The sequence below is a fragment of the Frigoribacterium sp. CG_9.8 genome (assembly GCF_015751965.1).
Taxonomy (GTDB): Bacteria; Actinomycetota; Actinomycetes; order Actinomycetales; family Microbacteriaceae; genus Lacisediminihabitans.
The window spans coordinates 84938-103570 of the sequence record NZ_JADOVH010000001.1; the positions used below are offsets into that span (position 1 = coordinate 84938).

Annotated in this window: 20 protein-coding genes and 1 tRNA gene; 16 read left to right on the top strand and 5 right to left on the bottom strand. The window is 63.6% G+C overall.

Features of this window, described 5'->3' with window-relative positions:
• Positions 1-78 precede the first annotated feature (78 nt).
• Positions 79-921, bottom strand: a complete 843-nt coding sequence (locus tag IWX88_RS00465) for an ABC transporter permease (RefSeq protein ID WP_196826451.1) — start codon at positions 919-921, stop codon at positions 79-81.
• Positions 918-1850: an ABC transporter ATP-binding protein gene (locus IWX88_RS00470; RefSeq protein ID WP_196826452.1), complete on the bottom strand. Its 933-nt coding sequence runs from the start codon at positions 1848-1850 to the stop codon at positions 918-920. The genes IWX88_RS00465 and IWX88_RS00470 overlap by 4 nt, the downstream gene beginning before the upstream one ends.
• A 213-nt stretch (positions 1851-2063) precedes the next feature.
• Between IWX88_RS00470 and IWX88_RS00475 the strand changes: the two genes are divergently transcribed.
• The 3 genes from IWX88_RS00475 to nusG all read left to right on the top strand — a co-directional run bounded on the left by IWX88_RS00475 (position 2064) and on the right by nusG (position 3626).
• A tRNA-Trp gene (locus IWX88_RS00475) sits at positions 2064-2136 on the top strand.
• A gap of 55 nt (positions 2137-2191) precedes the next feature.
• The gene (gene secE, locus IWX88_RS00480) at positions 2192-2458 is read left to right on the top strand and encodes a preprotein translocase subunit SecE (protein ID WP_196826453.1); all 267 of its coding nucleotides are present in this window, start codon (positions 2192-2194) and stop codon (positions 2456-2458) included.
• A gap of 115 nt (positions 2459-2573) precedes the next feature.
• A complete protein-coding gene (nusG, locus tag IWX88_RS00485; protein ID WP_196826454.1) occupies positions 2574-3626 on the top strand; it encodes a transcription termination/antitermination protein NusG in 1053 nt (350 codons plus the stop codon).
• Positions 3627-3689: 63 nt separating this feature from the next.
• Here the strand turns inward: nusG and IWX88_RS00490 are convergent, their stop codons facing one another.
• Complete coding sequence (locus IWX88_RS00490) at positions 3690-4949, bottom strand: HNH endonuclease signature motif containing protein (protein WP_196826455.1); 1260 nt, start codon at positions 4947-4949, stop codon at positions 3690-3692.
• A gap of 136 nt (positions 4950-5085) precedes the next feature.
• Here IWX88_RS00490 and rplK point away from each other — a divergent pair, with 136 nt between their 5' ends.
• From rplK to IWX88_RS00510, 4 genes are all read left to right on the top strand, one after another.
• The gene (gene rplK, locus IWX88_RS00495) at positions 5086-5517 is read left to right on the top strand and encodes a 50S ribosomal protein L11 (RefSeq protein ID WP_196826456.1); all 432 of its coding nucleotides are present in this window, start codon (positions 5086-5088) and stop codon (positions 5515-5517) included.
• On the top strand, positions 5517-6206 hold the full coding sequence (gene rplA / locus IWX88_RS00500) for a 50S ribosomal protein L1 (protein ID WP_196826457.1): 690 nt from the start codon (positions 5517-5519) through the stop codon (positions 6204-6206). The genes rplK and rplA overlap by 1 nt, the downstream gene beginning before the upstream one ends.
• Positions 6207-6306: 100 nt before the next feature.
• On the top strand, positions 6307-6831 hold the full coding sequence (locus IWX88_RS00505) for a GNAT family N-acetyltransferase (RefSeq protein ID WP_196826458.1): 525 nt from the start codon (positions 6307-6309) through the stop codon (positions 6829-6831).
• A gap of 115 nt (positions 6832-6946) precedes the next feature.
• Positions 6947-7642 carry a DUF998 domain-containing protein gene (locus IWX88_RS00510; RefSeq protein ID WP_196826459.1) on the top strand — a complete coding sequence of 232 codons (696 nt, stop codon included), beginning with the start codon at positions 6947-6949 and terminating at the stop codon, positions 7640-7642.
• On the opposite strand, the gene IWX88_RS00515 is transcribed toward IWX88_RS00510, so the two are convergent.
• Positions 7639-8244, bottom strand: a complete 606-nt coding sequence (locus IWX88_RS00515; RefSeq protein ID WP_196827732.1) for a YqaJ viral recombinase family protein — start codon at positions 8242-8244, stop codon at positions 7639-7641. The genes IWX88_RS00510 and IWX88_RS00515 overlap by 4 nt on opposite strands.
• A 315-nt stretch (positions 8245-8559) precedes the next feature.
• On the opposite strand from IWX88_RS00515, the gene IWX88_RS00520 reads away from it, so the two are divergent.
• From IWX88_RS00520 to rplL, 9 genes are all read left to right on the top strand, one after another.
• Positions 8560-9357 (top strand): sugar phosphate isomerase/epimerase family protein, encoded by a 798-nt coding sequence (locus IWX88_RS00520; RefSeq protein WP_370568116.1) that lies wholly within the window; start codon positions 8560-8562, stop codon positions 9355-9357.
• Positions 9354-10454 (top strand): Gfo/Idh/MocA family protein, encoded by a 1101-nt coding sequence (locus tag IWX88_RS00525; RefSeq protein WP_196826460.1) that lies wholly within the window; start codon positions 9354-9356, stop codon positions 10452-10454. The genes IWX88_RS00520 and IWX88_RS00525 overlap by 4 nt, the downstream gene beginning before the upstream one ends.
• Before the next feature lie 43 nt (positions 10455-10497).
• Positions 10498-11631 carry a Gfo/Idh/MocA family protein gene (locus tag IWX88_RS00530; RefSeq protein WP_196827736.1) on the top strand — a complete coding sequence of 378 codons (1134 nt, stop codon included), beginning with the start codon at positions 10498-10500 and terminating at the stop codon, positions 11629-11631.
• Positions 11628-12644 carry a sugar phosphate isomerase/epimerase gene (locus IWX88_RS00535; protein WP_196826461.1) on the top strand — a complete coding sequence of 339 codons (1017 nt, stop codon included), beginning with the start codon at positions 11628-11630 and terminating at the stop codon, positions 12642-12644. Before IWX88_RS00530 ends, IWX88_RS00535 begins: the two co-directional genes overlap by 4 nt.
• A gap of 88 nt (positions 12645-12732) precedes the next feature.
• Entirely contained in the window at positions 12733-13485 is a 753-nt protein-coding gene (locus IWX88_RS00540) for a response regulator transcription factor (protein ID WP_196826462.1), read from the top strand.
• Entirely contained in the window at positions 13482-15017 is a 1536-nt protein-coding gene (locus IWX88_RS00545) for a HAMP domain-containing sensor histidine kinase (protein ID WP_231368709.1), read from the top strand. Before IWX88_RS00540 ends, IWX88_RS00545 begins: the two co-directional genes overlap by 4 nt.
• 68 nt (positions 15018-15085) lie before the next feature.
• Positions 15086-15931 carry an NAD(P)-dependent oxidoreductase gene (locus tag IWX88_RS00550; protein ID WP_196826463.1) on the top strand — a complete coding sequence of 282 codons (846 nt, stop codon included), beginning with the start codon at positions 15086-15088 and terminating at the stop codon, positions 15929-15931.
• A 440-nt stretch (positions 15932-16371) separates the two neighbouring features.
• Entirely contained in the window at positions 16372-16887 is a 516-nt protein-coding gene (gene rplJ, locus IWX88_RS00555; protein WP_196826464.1) for a 50S ribosomal protein L10, read from the top strand.
• A 56-nt stretch (positions 16888-16943) separates the two neighbouring features.
• On the top strand, positions 16944-17327 hold the full coding sequence (gene rplL, locus IWX88_RS00560; RefSeq protein WP_196826465.1) for a 50S ribosomal protein L7/L12: 384 nt from the start codon (positions 16944-16946) through the stop codon (positions 17325-17327).
• Positions 17328-17465: 138 nt separating this feature from the next.
• Here rplL and IWX88_RS00565 read toward each other — a convergent pair whose 3' ends face one another.
• The gene (locus IWX88_RS00565; RefSeq protein WP_196826466.1) at positions 17466-18485 is read right to left on the bottom strand and encodes a LacI family DNA-binding transcriptional regulator; all 1020 of its coding nucleotides are present in this window, start codon (positions 18483-18485) and stop codon (positions 17466-17468) included.
• Positions 18486-18633: the final 148 nt, after the last annotated feature.

Here is an 18633-nt window from a genome sequence, read left to right on the forward strand (position 1 = left end):
CAGAATAGTGGTCCCGGATGACCGCACCGCCACTGTCGCCACCGCCAGTGTTGCTAACGGCTGCGCGATATCGGGCGCTCAGGAGTCCTTCCGGATCCAACGGAAGGTCAGGCAGCAGGCTACGAGTCCCACGACGAGCCAGATCGCTGTCACGATGGCCACGCCACCGAGGTTCCAGGCGCCGCCCATCTCGAGGGCCTTGAACGAGTCGGGGAGAAACACGGAGCGCATTCCCTGGGCTAGCCACTTGAGGGGGAAGATGCTCGCAAAGTTCTGGAGCCAGTCGGGCAGTTGAGAGAAGTTGATGAACACACCCGAGATGAACTGCAGGATCAGCGTGATCGGAATGATCACGGCCGTGGCGGTCTTGCCCGAGCGTGGCAGGGCGCTCAGCGCTATCCCCAGCACCGCACAGGTTGAGACACCGAGGAGGAACACCCAGGCGAAGGTGAGCCACTTGACGGGTTCGGTCGGCAGCGACACCCCGAACGCGAGGGCCGCAACAATAATCAGCAGTGCCGACTGCAGAATGCCGGTCGCGATCACCTGCCCGATTTTGCCGATGAAGTAGCTCAGCACCGGAAGCGGCGATCCACCGAGTCGCTTCAGGGTGCCATCGCTCTTTTCCGTCGCGATGTCGATCGACATGTTCTGCAGGCCGCTGAGGAGCAACCCGACGGCGAGCATGGCGGGGAGGTAGAAATCCGCCGCAGCCACCTTCGCCCCGTCCGCGGTCGTGCCGAAGCTGCCTTTACTAAATGCCACCGAGAAGACCGTGAGCAGGATCAACGGGAACAGGAAGGTGAAGAACACCGAGTCACCCTGACGGAAGTAGGTCTTGACCTCATAGGTGATGCGGCTGGCCCCGAGCCTGAGGGTGCGCCTGAGGCCAAGTTTCTGTGTCGCGGCGGCGGCGGTCACAGTGAGCGCTCCAGCTCTTCCATGGACTTTTCTGCCATGGACTTTTCTGCCGTGGACTTTTCTGCCGTGGACTTCTGCCGCTCGGTGTGAGCGGCGACGAGCTCGAGGTAGACGTCTTCCAGGCTCGGGCGGCGCACCTCGAGCGCGGTGGGTTCAATTCCGGTAGTGGACAAGAGACGTGCGACGACGGAGGCCGGTTCGGTGGTTCGCTCCTCGTGGGCGCCGTTCTGGTCGGTCCAGCGCACCACCGGGATACGGGCATCCGCTCCACCGATCTCGTCGATCGCGCCGATGTCGATGAGCTTCCCGCCGGCGATCACACCGGCACGATCACTCAGTTGGGCGGCCTCATCGAGATAGTGCGTGGTGAGCAGGATGGTCGTTCCCTCGGCTTTGAGGCCCCGGATAAGCTCCCAGAAATCGCGACGAGCCTCCGGATCGAAGCCGGTGGTCGGCTCATCGAGGAAGAGCAGCTCCGGCCGGCCGATCACCCCGAGCGCGACATCCACTCGCCTCTGTTGCCCGCCGGAGAGCGACCTGATTCGCACCCGTGCCTTCTCGGTGAGGCCGACGGCAGCGATGACCTCATCGACGTCTCGCGGATTCGGGTAAAAACCGGCAAAGTGCGCGAGTTGTTCACGCACCGTCACGTTGCCGCTCTCGCCGCTGGACTGAAGCACGATACCGAGGCGCGCCTTCCAGGCGATTCCGCCCCGCTGCGGGTCGACGCCGAGCACGGTCGCCTCACCGCTGGTGCGGTCGCGATATCCCTCGAGAATCTCGATGGTCGAGGACTTTCCGGCACCGTTGGGGCCGAGCAGGGCGAATGTCTCACCCGCGTGAATGTCGAAGCTCACGCCATCAACGGCCGCGAAGTCACCGTATTGCTTGCGCAGGTCGCGCACGCTCACGTGGGGGGAAGTGGTCATACCCAATAGTGGCGTGCGCCGCTGTGTATGCCGCTGGTGCGCCGCTGTGTGCGCAGTGCGGTCGCTGGGCACCGCGGCAGCTTTGCACCCCGCGAAGCCGTCGCCTACACTGAGTGAGGTAGTTGAAATCTGCCATCATTTCGTATGCCCATTTCGCCTCTGAGTCCCTCTGAAGCGCAGTTGGCCGCACGGATGATGTCACTTTCACTGCGAAGGGCGGTGGCTCAATTGGTAGAGCAGCGGTCTCCAAAACCGCAGGTTGCAGGTTCAAGTCCTGTCCGCCCTGCAGTTCGATTCGTGCACCTGCGCGGGTCGGCAGCGATAGCGAAGGTAGCAGCGAAGTGGCGAGAAATATCATCGACGAACCGAGTGAGGATGTCGTCGCGACTGCCAGGCAGGAACGTGGCACCAGCCGCGGCCCGTTCGGCCGTCTCGTGCTGTTCCTTCGGCAGGTAATCAATGAACTGAAAAAGGTCGTCACCCCGACCCGCAGAGAGCTGTTCAGCTACACCGGCGTTGTGCTGGTCTTCGTGGTAATCATGATGGCCGTGGTTTACGGACTGGACTGGGTTTTCGCACTCGGCGTGAATACCGTTTTCGGCAAGTAGCGATCTGAAACACGATCGGGCCGCACGATCTGATCAAGACGAGCCGGAACTCGAAGAACCGGCGGAGGCACGCGACGTGCCGAATTCGCCCCAAGAAATGGAAATGGGATTCACAGTGTCAGGAACAAACCGCGAAGACATCGACCTCGCGACTGCTGCCGAGCAGTCATCCGAGGAGGACGAAGCGCAGGAGGGCAACGAGCTGGCCGCGGACGAATCGTCCGCGATGTCAGTCGAATCCGAAGCACTCCACGTTGTCGACGCGAACAGCGACGAGGATGACACCGACAGCGATGTCGAGGCAAACCTCGACGCCGCGCTCGATGCGGTCGCGCTCGCCGCAGACCCGGAGGCGGATGCCGTCGTCGCCGATGCGCTGGAAGTCGACTCCCTTGATGAGGCCGATGCCTCCGTCGACGCCACCGAGGATGAGACCGGATCCGCCGAGGGTGACGCTGAAGCAGTCGTGCCATTCGACGCCGCATTCGAAGCCGAGATTGTCTCCGAACTCGCTGAGCAGGCATCCGCAGACGAAGCAGAAGAAGAAGTCGAGGTCGACCCGTACGACGAGTTCCGCAGGGAGCTCAAGGCCGCCTTCGGTAAGTGGTACGTCATCCACTCCTATGCCGGTTTTGAGAAGCGAGTCAAGCAGAACATCGAGAACCGCAAGGTCTCGATGGCGATGGAGGATTACGTCTTTCAGGTCGAGGTGCCGATGGAAGACGTCGTCGAGATTAAGAACGGCCAGCGGAAGCTCGTGACCCGTGTGCGCATTCCCGGCTATGTGCTCGTGCGCATGGATCTCAATGAAGACAGCTGGTCTGTCGTGCGTCACACTCCGGGCGTCACCGGCTTCGTCGGCAACTCCCACAACCCGACGCCCCTGCGTTTTGAGGAGTCCTTCAACATGTTGAAGAGCCTCGTGCAGATCGTCGAGGCTCCCGCGAAAGCCGGCGCAAAGGGCGGAAAGACCATGGGCCGCTCGATCCCCCAGGAAGTCGACTTCGAGATCGGCGAGACCATTACGATCAAGGAAGGCTCGTTTGCTGGCCTGCCGGGATCGATCAACGAGATCAAGGCGGAGAGCGGCAAACTCATCGTGCTCGTGTCCCTGTTCGAGCGCGAGACGCCGGTAGAGCTGAGCTTTGACCAAGTCAGCAAGCTCTAGCAGCCTGTTGGTCGAGTAGCGCCGTAGTTTCGATCAACGCCGGAAACTGACAGACCGGGCCAGCTAAAACGGCGGCGGATCAGGCGCGGCCACATGCCCGGTCGGGCTAGTCCACTCGATTCGTCCCGCATCATCCTGCGTGATCGTCCACTTCGTGTTGTGTTTGTTGCGGTGATGACTACGGCAGAGGTGCGACAGGTTCATGAGGCTGGTTCGGCCACCGAATTGTCGGTCGATCGTGTGGTCAAGGTCGCAGTGAACCGCCCGTTTGCCGCAGCCGGGGAAGGTGCACGTCTGGTCGATGAGCTGTCGCATCCGCCGAAGCCCCGTCGGGATGTGCTTTGTCGGCTGATCGATGTCGAGAATCGCGCCGGTGACGGGATCGGTGAGGATGCGGTAGATCGAGGTCGCGTCGCCCGCCAGCGTGCGGGCGGTTTCGGCGTCAATCGGGCCGTAGCCCTCGAGAGAGGCCGGCATCTCCGACTTGCCGAGCAGGGTGAGCATGGGGATGAGCACACCGACACGTACCGCGACAGATCCGGCACTGCCAAATCCGGCGCTGCCAGACCCGGCACCGCCAAATCCGGTGATCATTCCGCCCAGGACATCCGCTCGCAGCTGCGGCATGGTGCGCGTTTCGCCGGGCACTGCCGAGAGCCTGAGCGCCTCGGAATCCACCAGTGAAAGGGCCGCAGTGGCGACCTCGGCGGGCAGATAGGCCGAGATCCAGGCCATCCCGTCGATATCGGGCTCGAAGACGACGCGGCGCTGGGAGAGTTGGGACTCGTGTCTTTCAGCCGCGGTATCGGCGACGATCTGCTCGCGAAGCTTCCTGGCGGATGCGCGGAAGCGCGCCGGCGCAAGCTGTGTCGCGTGCTCGGCAACGGCGGCATCGAACGCGGCGAACATGCCATCATCGCCATCCGGTAGCGACGCGGCCAATTCTGAAACCGTGCGGGCATTGGCCGCCGACACCTCGCCCCAGCGGAACTTCTGCCAGGTCAGGGGTGTGCGGCCGATCATCGTGACGGCCTGGTGCTCGTGCGCATGAATAGTGGTTTCAGAAAGAGACAGTCGCACGGCGAGGTCGGCGATCGCAGACCGCTCCGAGAACTCGACGTCGTGACTCGAGTGCCGTGACGCGTGGTCGCCGACGAAGACTTCTGGGCTGAACCGGGCCTCGCTCAACACCTCGTGAATGGCGACCAGGGTTGCCGCATGATGGGAGTTGACCGCGCGCTGTTCGTACTCGGCGGCCGCGATCGCGGTGTCGATGCGCACGTCGGATCTGGTCTGATCCGAGTAGTAGCCGAGTGCTTCCATACCCTTATTCAATAGGCAACCACTGACATTTCGCGTAAGGTAAAGAGGTTGCCTTTCGAGGCGACCGCACCGCATCCATCCGGATGTCGGGAGAGCCGGCCAACACGGGTCGACTCGATAAAGAAAAGGAAAAATAATGGCACCGAAAAAGAAGGTCACGGGTCTGATCAAGCTTCAGATCAAGGCCGGCGCCGCTAACCCCGCACCGCCCATCGGGCCGGCGCTCGGACAGCACGGCGTGAACATCATGGAGTTCTGCAAGGCCTACAACGCCGCGACCGAGGCACAGCGCGGCAACGTCATCCCGGTCGAGATCACCGTCTACGAAGACCGTTCGTTCACGTTCATCCTCAAGACCCCGCCGGCCGCGGAGCTCATCAAGCAGGCCGCCGGAGTCGCCAAGGGATCCGGCACCCCGCACACCACCAAGGTGGGACGACTCTCGAAGGATCAGCTGCGCTCGATCGCCGAGCAGAAGATGGTCGACCTCAACGCCAACGACGTTGAAGCGGCAGAGAAGATCATCGCGGGCACCGCTCGCTCTATGGGAATCACGGTGGACGCATAATGGCTACGAAATCCAAGGCCTACCGCGCCGCTGCCGAGAAGATGGAAGAGGGCCGGTTCTACACGCCCAACGAAGCCGTCGGACTCGCCCGTGAGACCGGTTCGAAGAACTTCAACTCTACTGTCGAGGTCGCCCTCAAGCTCGGCGTCGATCCTCGCAAGGCGGACCAGATGGTTCGTGGAACGGTGATCCTCCCGCACGGAACCGGTAAGACCGCCCGCGTTATCGTGTTCGCAACCGGACCGGCCGCTGACGCCGCGATCGCTGCGGGTGCCGACGAGGTCGGTGGCGATGAGCTCATCGAGAAGGTTGCCGCTGGCTACACCTCGTTCGACTCCGCTGTCTCCACTCCGGAGCTCATGGGCAAGGTCGGTCGTCTCGGAAAGGTGCTCGGCCCGCGTGGCCTCATGCCCAACCCGAAGACCGGCACCGTGACCACCGACGTGGCGAAGGCTGTCACCGAGATCAAGGGTGGAAAGATCGAATTCCGCGTCGACAAGCACTCCAACGTGCATTTCATCGTGGGCAAGGCGGCCTTCCCGGTTGAGCAGCTCGAGGAGAACATCAAGGCGGCGCTTGACGAGATCACGCGCGCCAAGCCAAGCTCCGCGAAGGGCCGCTACATCCAGAAGGGCACTGTGACGACCACCTTCGGTCCGGGCATCCCCCTGGACGTCAACGTCCTCTAGCAAGAATCGCCTGATCGGAAGGGGACCACTTCGGTGGTCCCCTTCCGCATTCTGGCGGCGGCTATCGAGAGTAAACGAGTATGGGGAATGAGGAGAGCGGATGATCGTTCGCCGAGCAGAAGCGGGTGAAGGTCAGCTCATGCACGAGCTTCCCGCCGCAACCTTCGGACTCGCCTGCCCTCCCGGTACCACCGGATTCGAGATCGCCAATCATGTCGCGATGCACCTCTCCGCCGAGATTTTCGAGGGCTATCTGTCCGACCCAGATCGCGAAATCCTGGTGGCGCTTTCTGCTACCGGCTTTGTCGGTTACACGATGCTGGTGTTCGGTGATCCCGAGGATGCGGATGTCGCGGCAATCGTCACTGCCCGCCCCACAGCTGAGCTCAGCAAGTGCTACGTGCTGGCCGACGAGCACGGTGGCGGTGTGGCATCCGAACTGATGATGGCGACGATCGCGGTCGCGCGGTTGCGTGGTCCAGCGACCATTTGGCTCGGAGTGAACGACAAGAACGATCGGGCGAACCGGTTCTACGGCAAGCACGGTTTCGAGCACGTTGGCTTCAAGCGATTCGCGCTCGGTGATCGTTTCGAGGACGACTTCGTGCGCGAGCTGACCCTCTAGCCCAATTCGCACATGCTCAGCATGATCGTGCCGCGGGTGTTCCCGGTTTTGATCGCGTCTGGGCCAATCAGTATTGTGTGCCGGAGCGTGCCGCGGGAAGACGTAGCATTCAACAATGACCGCGCCAAAATCCCCGCATCTGCGGTCATTCGAATCCTGGGGCGCCGTTTTCGGTTCTGCACTCGTTCTCGCCGCGCTCGTGATCATCTGGGGTGCCCGGCTGTCCCAGGGTCGCGACCTCTACGTGAGTGCACTCGGTGCTGCAGGTGAACCGACCGCGCGCTGGTTCGAAGGCGCGCTGCTGCTCATCGTCGTTGGTGGGAGCCTCATCGCGTATGCCGCTCGTCGCATCCGATCGCGGATCCCCATCCTTGCCCTGTGGGCTCCTGCAGTATCTCTGTGGATCGGCTGCGGCTTCTTCTTCGTCGCCTCACAGGTCAGCTGTACGCCCGGATGCCCACTTCCGGTCGGAGCGAGCTTCAGTTGGCAGGACCTCGTACATACCGTGGTCGCCGTGCTCGCCTTCGCTGCTGCGTGTGTCGCAATGCTGCAGATGTCCTTCGCCGTTGGCCACCGATCCCTCGCCCGGTTCTCGTTTGGGGCCGCGGTCGCCGTTGCAGTGATCGCCGGCGCCGGAGGAATCCTCTCGCTTGCACGATTCGAAGCAGACTTCGGCAGCCGACTTGAGCTCACGGCCACCACGATTGCGCTCGGCTGGCTGCTCACGCTCGGCCTGGTGACCGCGCTGCGTCCCGCATCCTCGGTCGCCATCCAGCCCGCCGAGCTCGCCGCGCCGCTGCTGGTGCGCTAACGAGCGCGGGCGGCGGCCACGATGCGCAGCACCTGGTCGGCGAGCTGCACGAGCAGGTGTATCTGGCTCTCGTCGCGGTCGATCCAGCGGAATTCGGGCTCCGCGTTGGTGGGAACAAAGTGATCATGCTGCTCCCAGACAAGTAGCGTGCGCTCGGCGCCGAGCACGTACTGCTGCCACCACACCTGCCGCAAATAGGAGCGGGGAATGGATCGCCACGCTGAGCTCGTGGTCTTGATCTCGGCAAGCTCAAGGTGCCCGGATGCGGTGACACCGACCCCATCGGGAGTGGCAAGATGAGTGGTCTCCCCGGCCGCGTGGAAGAGGCTGTCGCTCGCGCTAATGCCGTAGTTGCGCTCTACCCAGCGGGCGATCTCGGGCTCGCGGGCCCTGCCGTGATCCGTGTAGGCGTTGCCGCCGAAGCCGCTCCCATTGATCTTCTCGGAGGCGACGGTCTGAACCGAGGCACTGCCCGAGAGCCGCGCGACATCGGTAGCGGTCACTCCGCGACTGCGGGCTCTCAGCCAGGCCACCCGGTCTGCGGCCCGCGCAACAATGCGGTCACGGTGATCGGCAGCCGGCTCATCCCAGAGGGAAAGCATGGGCTGGATTACGGTCACCACTCCATTCTGTACCGCGGCACTGTCTCTCGTTCGCACCACACCGCTGCTTTCCTCGCGCCAGGCTCGGCACGACTTGGGCAGAGGGGCGCGGGTGCGATCGTCACCACCAGGTCCCAGTGAGACCTGTTGTTCTTCGCATTGTCACACCAGTAATAGATGTCGATATACATATAACTTATTCTTGACTTTCGACAAAAGTCAGCTTAGTTTGATCATCGTATATACGAAGACTCCCCGGTCCGGGGGTAGAACGTATGACCGTGACCAGCATCGCCGCTCGATCAAGGAGAACCAGTGCCAACGACGCCCCCGCTTTCACTCCAGCTGTACACCGTGCGCGAGGCCCTCGATGCGGACTTTGCCGGCACGATGCAGCGCGTGTCGGACATCGGGTTCACCCGCGTCGAGCCCTACGACTTCCTGGCCCGCGCCGATGCCCTCGCAACCGCTCTCGCCGCAACCGGTCTCACCGCGCCGAGCGCGCACTTGCGCTTCCTCGACGCCGACAGTCGTGCCGGCGCCAGCCTCGATGACGTGTTCGCAACGGCCGCTCAACTCGGCATCCCGACGGTCATCGATCCCTTCGTCGACCCTGCGAAGTGGCTTTCGGTCGCTGACATCCAGAGCACCGCGGATGCCCTCAACGCCGCCGCAGAAGTGGCCGTTAAACACGGCATCCGCATCGGATACCACAACCACTGGTTCGAACTGGAGTCCGTGATCGGCGGGCGCACCGGCCTCGAGATCCTCAGCTCACACCTCAATCCGGCCGTGATCCTCGAACTCGACACCTACTGGGCCGCGGCCGCGGGCCAGGACCTGGTTGCTCTTCTCGGCCGCCTCGGAGACCGTGTTCGCCTCCTGCACATCAAGGACGGCCCGATCGAACCCGATCCGGCCTCGCAGCAGGCGGTCGGCCACGGCAACATGCCAGTGTGGGAGATCATCGCCGCGGCGACGAGCCTCGAACTGGCGGTCGTCGAACTCGACGACTTTGCCGGCGAGATGTTCGACGCAGTGATCGACAGCTTCGCGTACCTGACCGGCGGAGCCGTCAACGCTGGAGCCGTCAACACCGGAGCATCCGCATGAGCGGCCCGATCGGGGTCGGTCTTATCGGCGCAGGCACCATCAGCACGCAGTACCTCGAAAACCTGATGACCTTCCCTGACATCGTGGTGCACTCGATTGGCGACGTCTACGAGCCGGTTGCACAGCAGCGGGCTGCAGAGTTCGGCATCGAGACCTGGGGCGGCGTCGATGCCACGCTCGGGCATCCCGATGTGGAGATCGTGATCAACCTGACCATTCCGGCCGCGCACGTCGAGGTAGCCCTCGCCGCCGTCGCCGCTGGCAAGCATGTGTGGAGCGAGAAGCCGTTCTCCCTCGATCGCACCAGTGGCCTCGCGCTGCTCACCGCCGCGAAGACCGCCGGAGTGCGTCTCGGGTGCGCGCCGGACACCTTCCTCGGCGTCGGTCTTCAGACTGCGCGTCGCATGATCGAGCGCGGGGATATCGGAGTGCCGCTCACCGCGCTCACACTGATGCAGTCCCCGGGGCCGGAGTCGTGGCATCCGAACCCTGCGTTTTTATTTCAGGAGGGGGCAGGCCCGCTCTTCGACATCGGACCGTACTACCTCACCGCCCTGATTCAGACCTTCGGATCGGTGCGCCGCGTCGCTGCGCTCGGCTCGAAGTCGCGCGATACCAGGGTCATCGGCTCCGGTCCGAAGGCCGGCGAGCGGTTCGACGTGACCGTGCCGTCGCATGTGAGTGCGCTTGCCGAGTTCGAGGGCGGCCAGTCGTCGCAGAGCATCTTCAGCTTCGACTCCCCAATGGATCGACACGGCTTCGTTGAGGTGACCGGGACCGAGGGCACGATGTCGTTCCCCGACCCCAACAATTTCGACGGCGAGATTCGGGTGAAGCATGCCGGCGACGAGGAATGGACCTCGTACCCGGCGGTCGGATCCACGAGTTCGCGCGGTTCCGGCGTGCTCGAGATGGGTCGCGCCATCCGTGCCGGGCAGCCGCACCGTGCTTCCGGTGAGCTTGCGTACCACGTGCTCGACACGATGGTGTCGATCAGCGAGTCGATCGACAGCCGCAGTTTCGTCGAGCTCGCAAGCTCAACCCCCTCGGTTCCCGCCCTTCCAGAGGACTGGGATCCGACGGTGGCGACGCTGTAGAGGCCGGAACGTGAGCACCTCCGCGAGACCCTTACGCATCGCCATGATCGGCTACGCCTTTATGGGTCGCGCACATTCAACGGCCTGGGCGCGGGTCGGCTCGTTCTTCGTGGTGCCCGCGTTCGAACAGCGTGTGCTGGTGGGCCGGGATGCCGTCGGCGTCGAAGCTGCGGCGCGCACGTTCGGGTGGAGTGAATCCGCCACCGACTGGCGGAAAGTCATCGAGCGCGACGACATCGACATCGTAGACATTTGCGCTCCCGGCCACCTGCACGCCGAGATCGCAACCGCCGCACTCGCCGCAGGCAAGCACGTACTGGTCGAGAAGCCACTGGCTAACACGCTGGCAGAGGCCGAGGCGCTTGCGGATGCCGCGGCGGCAGCATCCACCCGTGGCGTCGTATCAATGGTCGCCTTCAATTACCGGTGGATACCTGCCCTTGCGCTTGCCCGCCGCATCATCGCTGATGGGCGCCTCGGCGAGATCCGCCAGGTGCGTGCCTCCTACCTTCAGGACTGGCTTGCGGATGCCGCGGCGCCAATGACCTGGCGGTTGCGTCGGGAGACCGCCGGCTCCGGTGCGCTCGGTGATCTCGCCTCGCATGCCATCGACCAGCTGCAGTTTCTTCTCGGTGACCTGGTGACGGAAGTGTCGGCGCGAACCCACACCTTCGTGACCGAGCGGTCGGGTAACGACGGCGCGGAGCCGGTCACCGTGGACGATGCGGTGTGGGCGGGCCTCACTTTCGGCTCGGGAACGCGGGGAAGCCTCGAGGTGTCACGGGTAGCCACCGGGCGCAAGAATGCCCTGTCGATTGAGCTGTTCGGCTCGACCGGGGCGCTGCGATTCGATCTGGAGGAGCTCAACGAGCTCTGGTTCCTCGACGCGACGGAAGCGATCGAGACGAGGGGCTTTCGCCGCATCCTCGTGACCGAGCCCGAGCATCCATATCTCGCCGCCTGGTGGCCGCAGGGTCACCTGCTCGGCTGGGAGCACTCCTTCGTGCACGAGGTGCGCGACTTCCTGTGCGCCATCGAATCGGGCACGCCGGCGAGTCCGTCGTTCGAGGACGGTCTCGCCGTTCAGCGCGTACTCACCGCGATCCAATCCAGTGCGGCCGCGACTGGAGCTAGTGTGACCATCGGCAGCGTTCAGGCATCAAAGGAGACCGTATGACCGGATCGACTCACCCCGTCACCCTGTTCACCGGACAGTGGGCTGACCTCACCCTCGAGGAGGTGGCCAAGCTCGCATCCGAGTGGGGCTATGACGGTCTCGAGATCGCGGCATCCGGGGAGCACCTCGACATTGCTCGCGCCGCCGAGGACGATGCCTACCTGCAGGGGCGGCTCGATATCCTCGACCGCTACGGCCTGAAGGCGTGGGCCATCTCCAACCATCTCACCGGCCAGGCGGTCTGCGACGATCCGATCGACTTTCGTCACCAGGCCATCATCCGTGCGGCGGTCTGGGGTGATGGTGACCCGGAGGGTGTGCGCCAGCGGGCAGCCGCGGAGCTGAAACTCACCGCGGTGGTGGCCCGCAAGATGGGGATCGACACTGTTGTGGGCTTTACCGGCTCGAAGATCTGGCAGTACGTGGCGATGTTCCCGCCGGTTCCCGCCGCAGCGATCGATGCTGGCTACCAGGATTTTGCCGACCGGTGGAACCCGATCCTCGACGTGTTTGACTCGGAGGGGGTGCGATTCGCTCACGAGGTGCATCCGTCGGAGATCGCCTACGACTACTTCTCTAGCGTGCGGTCCCTGGAAGCGATCGATCACCGGGCGGCCTTCGGATTCAACTGGGACCCGAGCCACATGATGTGGCAGGGCATCGACCCGGTGTCGTTCATCACGGAGTTCGCCGACCGCATCTATCACGTCGACTGCAAGGACACCCGCTTGCGCACGCCCAACGGACGCTACGGAATTCTCGGTTCGCATCTGCCTTGGGGTGATCCGCGTCGCGGGTGGGACTTCGTCTCCACCGGGCACGGGGATGTTCCGTGGGAAGACTCGTTTCGGGCGCTGCGGTCGATCGGCTATGCCGGGCCGATCTCGGTGGAGTGGGAGGATGCCGGCATGGACCGGCTGCACGGCGCGGCCGAAGCCGTCGGCTTTGTGCGGTCGCTGCTCTGGGAGCTGCCGACGGCATCTTTCGACGCAGCCTTCAGCAATCAGGGCTGACCCGGCGCACCCTCGGTCTGGGGAAGGGCACAGGCACGGTTGGGGCGAATCATAGGCAGTTCATAGAAATGCAGCGATAGTAGAGAGGGTGACCTCTACTAACCACAGTTCTGCCGCGACCGCCGCGCCCAAGCTCCGCCGCGCCGACGGTTCGCCCGTGCGTGTTGTCGTCGTCGATGATGAAGCGTCGCTCAGTGACCTGCTCAGCATGGCACTGCGCTATGAGGGCTGGGAAGTGAAGACGGCCGCCGAGGGGCGCACCGCCATCAAGCTGATCCGCGAATTCCAGCCCGATGTCGTCGTGCTCGACGTGATGCTGCCGGATATCGACGGCCTCGCCGTGCTCAAGCGCCTTCGGGATGACGGCCAGGACACCCCTATCCTCTTTCTCACCGCGAAAGATGCCCTCGACGACCGCATCGCCGGGCTCACGGCGGGCGGTGACGACTATGTCACGAAGCCGTTCAGCCTCGAAGAACTCGTCGCGCGTTTGCGCGGGCTCATTCGCCGCTCGTCCGTGGTGGTCGCGGACTCGACCGATCCACAGCTGCGTGTCGGCGGCCTGGTGCTCGACGAGGAGAGCTATGAGGTGCATCGCGATGGCCGCCTCATCGAACTCACCGCAACCGAGTTCGAGTTGCTGCGTTTTTTGATGCGCAACCCGCGACGGGTCATGAGCAAGGCACAAATTCTCGACCGGGTCTGGAGTTACGACTTCGGTGGCCGGTCGAGCATCGTCGAGATCTACATCTCCTACCTTCGCAAGAAGATTGATGCGGGCGAGGCCCCGATGATCCACACGGTGCGCGGAGTGGGCTACCTGATTAAGCCCGCCGGATGACCATTCCACCGATTCGCCCAGCCGGCCCCCGTTGGTCCCTGCGCAAGCGCCTCGTGCTCGCGGTCGTCGGGCTGCTCGCGATCGTCGCGATCGTGATTGGCTCGATCAGCGTTCTCGCGCTGCAGGGCTTCCTGGTGAATCGCTTAGACGACCAGCTCAATCAGGCCAATGGGCGCTCGCAGAAGGGTTTCGGGCTTCTAGGGCAGGAGTCCGGAGACTCGACCTCGCAGGTTTTCTCCCAGGAGAGACTCAACGAGATCTTCAATCGGCAGGCTCCGGATACGGTCGTCGCGGTGGTGTCGCCCGCGGGCAATGCCGCCGCGCGCAAGGACGAGCGTGGTGACCCACAGCTGCTCTCGACGTCACAGAGCGCAGCGTTCGCGGCTGTGCCATCGACGGGCAAAGCCACAACCGTCTCGGTCGGCGGATCTCTCGGCAGCTATCGCGCTGTGGCAGTCGAGTATGGCGGCGGCGTGCGCGTCATCACCGCACTTCCCCTCGGTGACGTGCAGACCACGCTCGTTCAGCTTGGCCTCATCATTGCCATCGTCACCGCTGCCGGGCTCGTACTTGCGGCATTCCTCGCGCTCTGGATCGTGCGAGTCGCCCTTCGGCCGCTCGAGCGCGTCGTCTCTACGGCCACACGCGTAGCCGAGTTGCCGCTCGACCGCGGCGAGGTCGCCCTCGGAGTGCGTGTGCCCGACGACGACTCCGACCCGCACACCGAGGTCGGCAAGGTCGGGGCGGCACTCAACCGCATGCTCGGTCATGTGGCATCCGCTCTCACCGCCCGCCAGGCCAGCGAGAACAAGGTGCGACAGTTTCTAGCGGATGCGAGCCACGAGCTGAGAACACCGCTCGCGGCGATCCGTGGGTACGCCGAGCTCACCAGGCGAGGCAATCACGACCTGCCAGCCGACGTCGTTCATTCTCTCGGCCGGGTCGAGTCGGAAGCGATCCGAATGACCTCCCTCGTTGAAGACCTGCTTCTCCTCGCCCGACTCGATGAGGGACGCGACCTCGAGAGCGCCCAACTCGACCTCTCCCGCCTGCTCATCGACGCGGTGAGCGATGCCCACGCCGCTGGTGCCGAACATAATTGGTCCCTCAACCTGCCCGACAAACCGGTGATGATCGACGGTGACAGTGCTCGCCTGCATCAGGTGTTCGCCAACCTGCTCGCCAACGCGCGGGTGCATACCCCCGCGGGAACCGACGTGATGACCGCCGTCTCAATCGACGGTGCGAACGCAGTCGTGACCGTGACGGATGACGGGCCAGGCATCCCGGCAGATCTGCAGCCTGTGCTGTTCGAGCGTTTTGCCAGAGGTGACAGCTCGCGCTCGCGGGCCGCCGGCAGCACCGGTCTCGGTCTGGCAATCGTCGCCGCGGTCATCGGGGGTCACGGTGGCACGGTGGAGGCGCAGAGCGAGCCGGGTGACACCAGCTTCCGTGTGATCCTTCCGCTCACGGCCGGAGTGGATCGTGGGTCCAAAGCTAAGCCGCGTGGCAGCGAGTCGGTCGCGCGCTGAGCATGCGGTGCCCGCGACGATCGTGGCAAGGATGACAGACTGGAAGTCCCACGAGGTAAGGAAAAAGTGTGCGAATTGCTGTAACAGGTGCAAGCGGAAAGCTCGGACGTGCGGTCGTCGAGCGCCTCCGGGCCTCCGGGAATGCCGTCCATGCCCTCGATGTGGTCGGCGAACGTGGTCCCGGATTCACGCGGGTCGACTTCACGGACTACGGCCAGACCATTGATGCGCTGTTCGGAATCAACGACCGTCACGACGGCCTCGACGCGGTCGTGCACCTCGCGGCGGCACCGGCCGGTGGCATCCTGCCCGACTCCCAGACCTTCCACAACAACATGTCGGCGACCTTCAACGTGTTTCAGGGTGCCCGTCGCGCGGGGATCACGACAATCGTTTATGCCTCGAGCGAGACGGTGCTCGGCATCCCGTTCGAGACGCCGCCGCCCTACATTCCCGTCGATGAGGACTACGACACCCGGCCCGAGAGCATCTACTCGGTGACCAAGCACCTCGAGGAGCAGCTCGCCCAGAAACTGGTGCGCTGGGATCCGAAGCTGAGCATCGCCGCACTGCGCTTCTCCAACGTGATGGAGGTTGCTGACTACGCGCCGTTCCGAAGCTTCGATGCGGATGCCGGCATCCGCAAGTGGAATCTCTGGGGGTACATCGATGCCCGGGATGGCGCACAGGCGGTCGAGCGTGCGCTCGCTCTCGCGAAGCCTGGCTTCGAGGCCTACATCATCGCCGCGGCCGACACCGTGATGTCGCGGTCGAGCGCGAGTCTCGCGGCAGAAGTTTTCCCCTCCACCGCCGTCACCCGGGAGCTCGGGGAGCACGAGACCCTACTCTCGATCGAAAAAGCTCGACGGGTGCTTGGATTCGAGCCGGAGCACTCCTGGCGCGACCACGCGTAACTCGGAGACTCCCGAGAACGTCGCCCATGCTTCGCCCTGAGTGACGCGAACTGCGGCAGATTGTCGCTTCGATCGGGGTAATAGCGACCAAGTGGCGCAGTTCGCGAGAGTTGGCCCCGGATCCAGCGGATGCGACTCGCGTCCAGAGCGTGCCGTCACGATTTGCACCGGTCCGGCGCATCCCGTACGCTTCAGGGAGCCACAGACCGCCGGTTATCGGTGCGCAGAGATTCAGAAATGATGATCCGCCCCGATCGAAGGTCCGCAGCATCCGATTCGGGTGCGACGGAAACCTGCGCAGGTGTATTGAGAACTCCTTCGGGGTCACCCCGAAGAATTTGCTCCGTGCGCCAGCGCCGGAGCCCTTTTTTGTTTAACGCAAAAAGACGACGCGGTCCGGGTCGAAGACATAACGCATCACCAATCCACCTAGGAGCCACATGGCGAACAAGGAAGCTTCGGTTGCCGAGCTCACGGACAAGTTCCGCGACTCGACCGCCGTACTGCTCACCGAGTACCGCGGGCTCACTGTTGCTCAGCTGAAGACGCTGCGCACCACCCTCAGTGAGCACGCCACCTATGCCGTGGTGAAGAACACGCTGACCAAGATTGCGGCCAACAACGCGGGGATCTCGTCATTCGACGAGGAACTCGTCGGTCCATCCGCAATCGCATTCGTACACGGTGACCCGGTCACCGTTGCGAAGGGTCTTCGCGACTTCGCCAAGGCAAACCCCCTGCTCGTGATCAAGGGTGGTTACTTCGACGGTAACCCCCTCACACCCGCAGAGGTCATCAAGCTCGCCGACCTCGAGACCCGAGAGGTGCTGCTCGGCAAACTTGCCGGCGCCTTCAAGGCTTCGCTGTTCGGTGCTGCCTACATGTTCAACGCACCGCTCGCCAAGGCCGTTCGCACGGTCGACGCGCTGCGCGAGAAGCAGGATTCCGCGTCCTAATTCCCTCACCGGGATTGGCAACGCGGTTCACACACGAAATAACAAGGAGAAAAATCATGGCAAAGCTTTCAGGCGACGACCTCATCGAAGCATTCAAGGAGCTCACGCTCATTGAGCTCAGCGAGTTCGTCAAGAAGTTCGAAGAGGTCTTCGAGGTCACCGCGGCCGCGCCCGTCGCAGCTGCCGCTGCCGGTGGAACCGCCGCCCCCGTCGAAGAGGTCGAAGAGAAGAACTCCTTCGATGTCGTCCTCGAGTCCATCGGTGACAAGAAGATCCAGGTCATCAAGGAGGTCCGTGCCCTCACGAGCCTCGGCCTCGGCGAGGCCAAGGCCGTCGTAGACAACGCCCCCGGCGTTGTGCTCGAAGGCGTCAACAAGGAGACCGCCGAAAAGGCGAAGGCTCAGCTCGAAGAGGCCGGCGCAACCGTCACCCTCAAGTAGTCGATAGCGGGATCGTTCGTCCCATGGGGTGATCGTTCTCGCACGATTCCCTCGGCCCCCGCGCCTGCCCTCGAGGCAGGCTCGGGGGCCGTAGTCATGCTCGGGGCGGATGAGTGCGGGCTAATCAGTGTGGGTGAATCAGTGCGGCCGAGGAGGGGCAGTCGTGCTGCGGCGCACGACGAAGTCGACAGGAATCCCGATTCGCTCGTTGGCGAGCACCCCGGCTCCAGGTCCGAGCCGGCTGAGGATGAGCTGAACCGCACGCTCACCCTGAATGCTCGGATGCTGTTCAAGGGTCGTCAGACCGAACAATTCGGCGAGATCATGACCGTCGATTCCGACGACCGATAACTGCGCAGGCACTGAAATACCGAGCTCGCGGGCGGCGAGCATCACGCCGATTGCGATCTCATCGCAGCCGGCGACGATGGCCGTTGGCCGGGTCGATGGATCGGACAGTGCCGCGAGCGCACCGGAGTGTCCGCCGGGGATCGAGTACGCAACCGCGCGGAAGTCGTTGTTGTGCGAGAGCCCCGCAGCGGCGAGGGCCTTCCGGAAACCGTCGAGGCGCTGGGTGTGCACGGCGAAATCCATCTGCTCGTTGGGGTCCCCACCGAGATGCATGATTCGGGTGTGTCCCAGGCTGATGAGGTGCTCGGTGAGAAACCGCGATGCGCCCGTATCGTCGATACTCAGGGTGGAGATCTCGGGGATATCTCCTCCGATTCCGACGATGGGCTTACCGAGGGCATTGAGCGATTGCACCTCGTAAGCGCTGAGCGAGATGGCAACGGCAATCACCGCATCCACGCGTTTGCGTGCCAAAAAGTAGTCGAAGACGCGCTGTCGCCGAACGGCATCATCGTGTAGCCGGTAAAGCGTGAGGTCATAATCGGCCGAAATCAGCGCGCTTTCGATCCCTTCGAGCACCTCGGCAAAGAACCAGCGGTTGACGAACGGGATGACGACTCCGATATTGCGTGTGTGCCCGGTCGCGAGGCTGGAGGCGATCGATGACGGGATGTAGGCAATTTCTGCCGCAGCGTTCTTCACCCGGGCCCTGGTCTGCTCTGAGACATAACCGTTGCCGCTGAGCGCACGGGAGGCCGTGGACTTCGAGACGCCAGCGAGGCGAGCGACATCGGCGATTACGCTCACGGGCACCTCAGATTCGACAACGTTGACGGGCGATGGTTCATCCTATGCATGTCTGAGGCATTGTGGGAAATGCACCACATTTCCGGGTGGTGCGCTCTAGCGGTTTGCCCTTCCGGAGTGGGCACATGCGAGCGATGTAACGAAAACG